Below are 5763 nucleotides of genomic sequence, written 5' to 3' on the forward strand. Positions count from 1 at the left end.
GCTGGCTGGCTGGCTGGCTGGCTGGCTGGCTGGCTGGCTGGCTGGCTGGCTGCGCAGGTTTAACTTATCCCACTGCGACCGCCAGCAAAATATCATTTCAGGTTACGGTCAGGAACTGCCGCCCGTTTCCCGCCGCTTCAGGTTAAAACACGACCTGAAGCGCGGGTTTTCAGACAGTACGGCATGTCGCCAATTTTACTGTGCTGACTCATCCATCTTCCAACCAGCCATTATCTGCCCCATCAAGCCTGCAGAGCAGACACGTGACCGTTCGGTTTTCTGCCCTTGCCCCAGATAATTCCCAAATCCGCATCTTTTAACGCATTTCAGACTCCGCCAGTCGTCACGCACTAAGCCCGCCCCTATTCTGCTGATACGGTGGAGAAGTTGGGCCACTGATAAGGAGATAATATGAAACGCTTATTGTTGATTGCCGCTTTAGTGGCATGTTTATCACCGCTGGCTCTGCACACAGCACAGGCAGACAGCGCAAGAATTACTCTGGCTCCGGGCATTACCTTGCATTTGGGCGACCGTGACGACCGTGGCCGCTACTGGGACGGCGGGCGCTGGCGTGATGACCGCTGGTGGCGCAATAACTATCGCTACGATGAAGGGCGCTGGTGGCGACACGAGCAGTGGCGACGCCATGAAGAGATGCGCCGCCATCATCAGTGGGAGAAAGAGCGGCGCTGGCGGGAACATGAACGCCGCCGCGAATGGCGGGAATACGATCGCGATCGCCGTCATCATCACTAATGTCCTGAAAAGAAGCTAAAAAAAGGGCAATCCACAAAGGATTGCCCTTTTTAACACCGCAAAGACACTACAGGTCGGTTGCCATCGACACCAGCAGATAGCCGTTAAGCACCACCACAATCACCACTATCAGCCGGCCAATGTTCTGCATTACACGCGAGTTTACCATATCGCCCATCAGTTCGCGGTTGCCGGTAAACGCCAGCAGCGGCACCAGCGCCAGCGCAATACCAAAGCTCAGCACCACCTGGCTCATCACCAGAATACGGGTCGGGTCCCAGCCCGCAATGATGACGATAAATGACGGCACCATGGTAATAACGCGACGTACCAGCAGCGGGATATGGAAGTGGATAAAGCCCTGCATCACCACCTGTCCGGCCATGGTGCCGACGACCGTTGATGACAGACCGGCGGCCAGCAGGCTCAGACCAAACACCACCGCCGCTGCTTTACCCAGCAGAGGATCGAGGGTGAGATAGGCCTCATCCAGATCGGCAATACCGCTGTGGCCGCTGAAGTGAAACGCGGCAGCGGCAGTGGCCATCATCGCCAGGTTAACAAATCCGGCGATGGTCATCGCCACGGCAACATCCAGCTTGGTGGAACGGTAGCGCTCGCTGCGCGTACCGCCATCACTCTTTTGGGTCAGCGAAGAGTGAAGGTAGATCACGTGCGGCATAATGGTCGCGCCCAGCACCCCGGCGGCCAGCAGTACCGCGTCAGCGGTTGGCAGCGATGGCACCGCCATGCCCTGCAGTAAATCCACCACTTTCGGCTGGGAGAAAAACAGCTCGATCACGTAGGCGGCGGCGACAAACAGCAGCAGGCCGCCAATCACCAGTTCAAGCGGCTTTTGGCCTCGGCTTTGCAGCATCAGAATCAGGAAGGTGGCCACCCCGGTAAGCATGGCACCCTGCAGCAGGCTGACGCCAAACACCAGCTTAAAGCCGATCGCCGCACCGATAAACTCGGCAAGATCGGTGGCCATCGCGATGATTTCTGCCTGCACCCAGTAGAACCAGACCGCCGGGCGGGGGAAGCGATCGCGAATATGCTCACACAGGTTTTTGCCGGTGGCGATGCCCAGCTTGGCCGACATCAGCTGAATCACCATCGCCATAATATTGGCCCAGACCACCACCCACAGCAATTTGTAGCCGTAGGAGGCACCGGCCTGAATATTGGTGGCAAAGTTGCCGGGATCGATATAGCCGATCGCCGCGATGAAGGCAGGCCCCATCAAGGCAAACTTAATTTTTCGGTTACTGCGGACGCTCTGCTGCGCAGTGCGACTTTCCAGCATAGTGGTGACCCCTGATCTGCGGCTAATACGCTACTCTGGCGTATATGATAATGATGATTAAACGCGTTTGTAATGATTCTAGTTATCGCTGTGATAGCCATCGCTATGAAATATAGCACTGGCTATACTTTGGGTTACAGTACGTCAAAGCTAAAATTTGAGCAACCTCTTTCACTGTAGGGCATTCGGAATTCACTTACCAGATACAGGGTGTTTTTTTCATCGCCTTTTCACCGCGATTACGCTAAGTAGTATGAAGTAAACGATCCAGGCAGGGGAAATTTCGGCGAGTGAAGAGAAAAACCTGTGACGGCTCATGCTTTTCTGCAAAAAGCTGTAATAGCTAATTGTTATATTGTGGATTAAGTCTCGTTTTTCCAAACCTTGTTACATAGAATGTGCAACGAAATATAACTGCCCTCAAATTATTGGAGCAAACATGTCCCGCATTCTGCACTTTGCACTGGCACTGGCGGTGGTTGCGCTGTTGGCCTTACTGGTCAGCCGCGACCGAAAAAATATCCGCGTCCGCTTCGTTATCCAGCTTTTGGTGATCGAAGTTCTGCTGGCCTGGTTCTTCCTGAACTCTGAAGTCGGTCTTGGCTTCGTTAAAGGCTTCTCAGATCTGTTCGAAAAACTGCTGAAATACGCAGCGGAAGGTACCAACTTTGTCTTCGGTAATATGAGCGACAAAGGCCTGGCCTTCTTCTGGCTTAACGTTCTGTGCCCAATCGTCTTTATCTCTGCGCTGATCGGTATTCTGCAGCATTTCCGCATCCTGCCAATCATCATCCGCGCCATCGGTACGGTGCTGTCGAAGATCAACGGCATGGGTAAACTGGAATCCTTTAACGCGGTAAGTTCGCTGATTTTGGGACAGTCAGAAAACTTTATCGCCTATAAAGATATTCTCGGAAAAATGTCCGAACGCCGTATGTACACCATGTCAGCAACCGCGATGTCGACCGTTTCTATGTCGATTGTGGGTGCCTACATGACCATGCTGCAGCCTAAATATGTTGTTGCTGCGCTGATCCTGAATATGTTCAGTACCTTTATTGTGCTGTCGTTAATCAACCCTTACCGCGTTGAGAACGAAGAAGACCTGAAGCTGAATAATACGCACAAAGGTCAGAGTTTCTTTGAAATGCTGGGTGAATACATTCTTGCCGGTTTCAAAGTTGCAGTTATCGTAGCCGCAATGCTGATTGGTTTTATCGCGCTGATCTCCGGTATTAATGCCCTGTTTGATACCATTTTCGGCATCAGCTTCCAGGGTATTCTCGGCTACGTGTTCTTCCCGTTTGCCTGGGTGATGGGCGTTCCTGCCGGTGAAGCGCTGCAGGTTGGCAGCATCATGGCAACTAAACTGGTGTCTAACGAGTTTGTTGCAATGATGGATCTGCAGAAGATTGCCTCCCAGCTGTCACCGCGCGCGGAAGGTATCCTGTCAGTGTTCCTGGTCTCCTTCGCTAACTTCTCTTCGATCGGTATTGTTGCCGGTGCGATTAAAGGCCTGAATGAAGAACAGGGTAACGTCGTCTCCCGCTTCGGCCTGAAGCTGCTGTACGGCTCAACGCTGGTCAGCGTGCTGTCGGCTTCTATCGCCGGACTGGTGCTGTAACACGGATCGGGGCCTGATGGCCCCGATTTTCATTTGGTTAAACCGCCGTCTGATGCTGTCACTGCTTTTCCACCGTCACATCATCCTTACCCTGTCCGCTTTCCCCTGCCGCCCGTCATGACCCTATCCGCTTGTGGCGTTTGCCGTCTGTTATCACATCATCTCAACCGACCGGACGACATTTCGCACCCGATCGCCACGCGCTGCGCCACAACATTGCTGATTTGCTGGTTAACAACGAACAATTATTGATTTCACTCGCCTTTTAATCCGGCTTAGTGTGGCCCTCTGAATTGCCACCCTTCGACGTTTACTGCGGATTGTTGTTGATGAAGGCCAGTCGTTCAACGGCAGAGCGTTCATTTCCGACAGTAGCGACCTCTTTCACTGACTGTCTGGAACCCTCTTATGGCTGAAAATACTCTGATAACCCGCGACTACCACCAACTGCGCCTGGCTCTGCAAAACCATCAGGAAGTAGCGCTGGTTGATGTGCGGGAAGAAGTCCAGTTTGCCAGCGGACATCCGCTGTTTGCGGTGAATATATCCCTTTCCAAGCTGGACCTGGAGATCCTGAACCGCGTTCCCCGCCTGACCACACCGGTGACCGTTTACGATAACGGTGAAGGACTGGCTCAGGAAGCTGCCGCCAGACTGCGCGAGATTGGCTATCTTGACGTTGCGCTGCTGGCAGGAGGACTATCCGGCTGGACCGAAGCGGGCGGAGAGCTGTTCAGCGACGTCAATGTCCCCAGCAAAGCGTTTGGCGAACTGGTTGAGAAACGGGCTAAAACCCCCTCGCTGTCGGCCGATGAGGTCAACGCTCTGCAGCGGGCAGGTAGCAGCGTGGTGCTGCTGGATGCCCGACGTTTTGACGAGTATCAAACGCAAAGCATCCCCGGCAGCATTAGCGTCCCCGGCGGTGAGCTGGTACTGCGTAGCCGGGATCTGGCTCCATCGCCGGAAACCACTATTGTCGTCATCAGCGCCGATCGCACACGCAGCATCATTGGTGCGCAGTCGCTGATCGATAGCGGGCTGCCCAATCCGGTTTACGCCCTGCGTGACGGCATCCTCGGCTGGACGCGGGCAGGACTGAAGCTGGAATCGAATCAGACGCATCGTTACGGCGAGGCCAGTGACACGGCCCGTCTGCATGCGGCACGCCACGCGCGTAGCCTGGCAGACAAAACCGGGGTACAGCGCGCCACGCTGGACGATGTGAACGTCTGGCGCCAGCAGGATCGACACACGCTTTATCTGTTTGACGTGCGCGATGAGGCGGAATATCAGCAGGGGCATTTACCCGATTCACGTCACGTTCCCGGCGGGCAGCTGCTTCAGGAAACCGATCATTACGCCAGCGTTCGCGGTGCATGGATTGTGCTGATCGATAGCGATGGCGTACGCGCCAATATCAGCGCGTCCTGGCTGGCACAGCTGGGCTGGCAGACGTTTGTGCTCGATGGTTTGAGCAAGGCGGACTTCAGCGCCACCGGCGGCTGGTCACCACGGGTTCCACCGCAGCCTGCACTGCCGGAAGTTGAACCCGCAGAGCTGTCGGCCCTGCTTGCCGGCGGCGATATTCAGGTACTGGATTTCACCACCAGCGCCAACTACGCCAATGCGCATATTCCAGGGGCAGCGTGGCTCCAGCGTTCGGTACTGACCACCGAAGGCGCCGCCGTGCTACCGGATTCAGCACGCTATGTTGTGACCTGCGGCAGCAGCCTGCTGGCGCGCTATTCGATTCCGAAACTGGAACAGCTGACCGGCAAACCGGTTCTTGCGCTGAAGGGGGGTAACACCGCATGGAAAGCCGCCGGTCTGCCGGTGGAAAGCGGAGAAACCCGGCTGCTGCTGCCACGCGTCGATCGCTATCCGCGACCTTATGAAGGCAAAGATATCTCCCCGGCGACGTTACAGGCCTATCTTGACTGGGAGCGTGGGCTGATCGCGCAGCTGGATCGTGATGGCACCCATGGGTTCCAGGTATTGAGATAAGGCTCTCAGGGGAGGCTCACTGTGCTGTGCTGTGCTGTGCTGTGCTGTGCTGTGCTGTGCTGTGCTGTGC

General features: G+C 55.3%; 4 protein-coding genes. 3 read left to right on the top strand and 1 reads right to left on the bottom strand.

What is annotated here, in order from left to right; all coding sequences use genetic code 11:
* Window positions 1–411: 411 nt before the first annotated feature.
* Entirely contained in the window at window positions 412–759 is a 348-nt protein-coding gene (locus IBT46_RS26760; protein WP_105593325.1) for a DUF2502 domain-containing protein, read from the top strand.
* Between the two features lie 67 nt (window positions 760–826).
* Here IBT46_RS26760 and IBT46_RS26765 read toward each other — a convergent pair whose 3' ends face one another.
* Complete coding sequence (locus IBT46_RS26765; RefSeq protein WP_200548099.1) at window positions 827–2065, bottom strand: Nramp family divalent metal transporter; 1239 nt, start codon at window positions 2063–2065, stop codon at window positions 827–829.
* 439 nt (window positions 2066–2504) lie between these two features.
* On the opposite strand from IBT46_RS26765, the gene IBT46_RS26770 reads away from it, so the two are divergent.
* Window positions 2505–3689, top strand: coding sequence for a NupC/NupG family nucleoside CNT transporter (locus IBT46_RS26770; protein ID WP_105593323.1), 1185 nt, complete (start codon window positions 2505–2507; stop codon window positions 3687–3689).
* 408 nt (window positions 3690–4097) lie between these two features.
* A complete protein-coding gene (locus IBT46_RS26775; protein ID WP_200548100.1) occupies window positions 4098–5693 on the top strand; it encodes a rhodanese-like domain-containing protein in 1596 nt (531 codons plus the stop codon).
* Window positions 5694–5763 lie beyond the last annotated feature (70 nt).

This window comes from Erwinia sp. S38 (assembly GCF_016624545.1).
Classification (GTDB): Bacteria; Pseudomonadota; Gammaproteobacteria; order Enterobacterales; family Enterobacteriaceae; genus Erwinia; species Erwinia coffeiphila.

Excerpts from the sequence above, each read along its gene's own strand:
- IBT46_RS26760 (WP_105593325.1), top strand. The coding sequence starts at position 412 with ATGAAACGCTTATTGTTGATTGCCGCTTTAGTGGCATGTTTATCACCG.
- IBT46_RS26765 (WP_200548099.1), bottom strand. The coding sequence starts at position 2,065 with ATGCTGGAAAGTCGCACTGCGCAGCAGAGCGTCCGCAGTAACCGAAAA.
- IBT46_RS26770 (WP_105593323.1), top strand. The coding sequence starts at position 2,505 with ATGTCCCGCATTCTGCACTTTGCACTGGCACTGGCGGTGGTTGCGCTG.
- IBT46_RS26775 (WP_200548100.1), top strand. The coding sequence starts at position 4,098 with ATGGCTGAAAATACTCTGATAACCCGCGACTACCACCAACTGCGCCTG.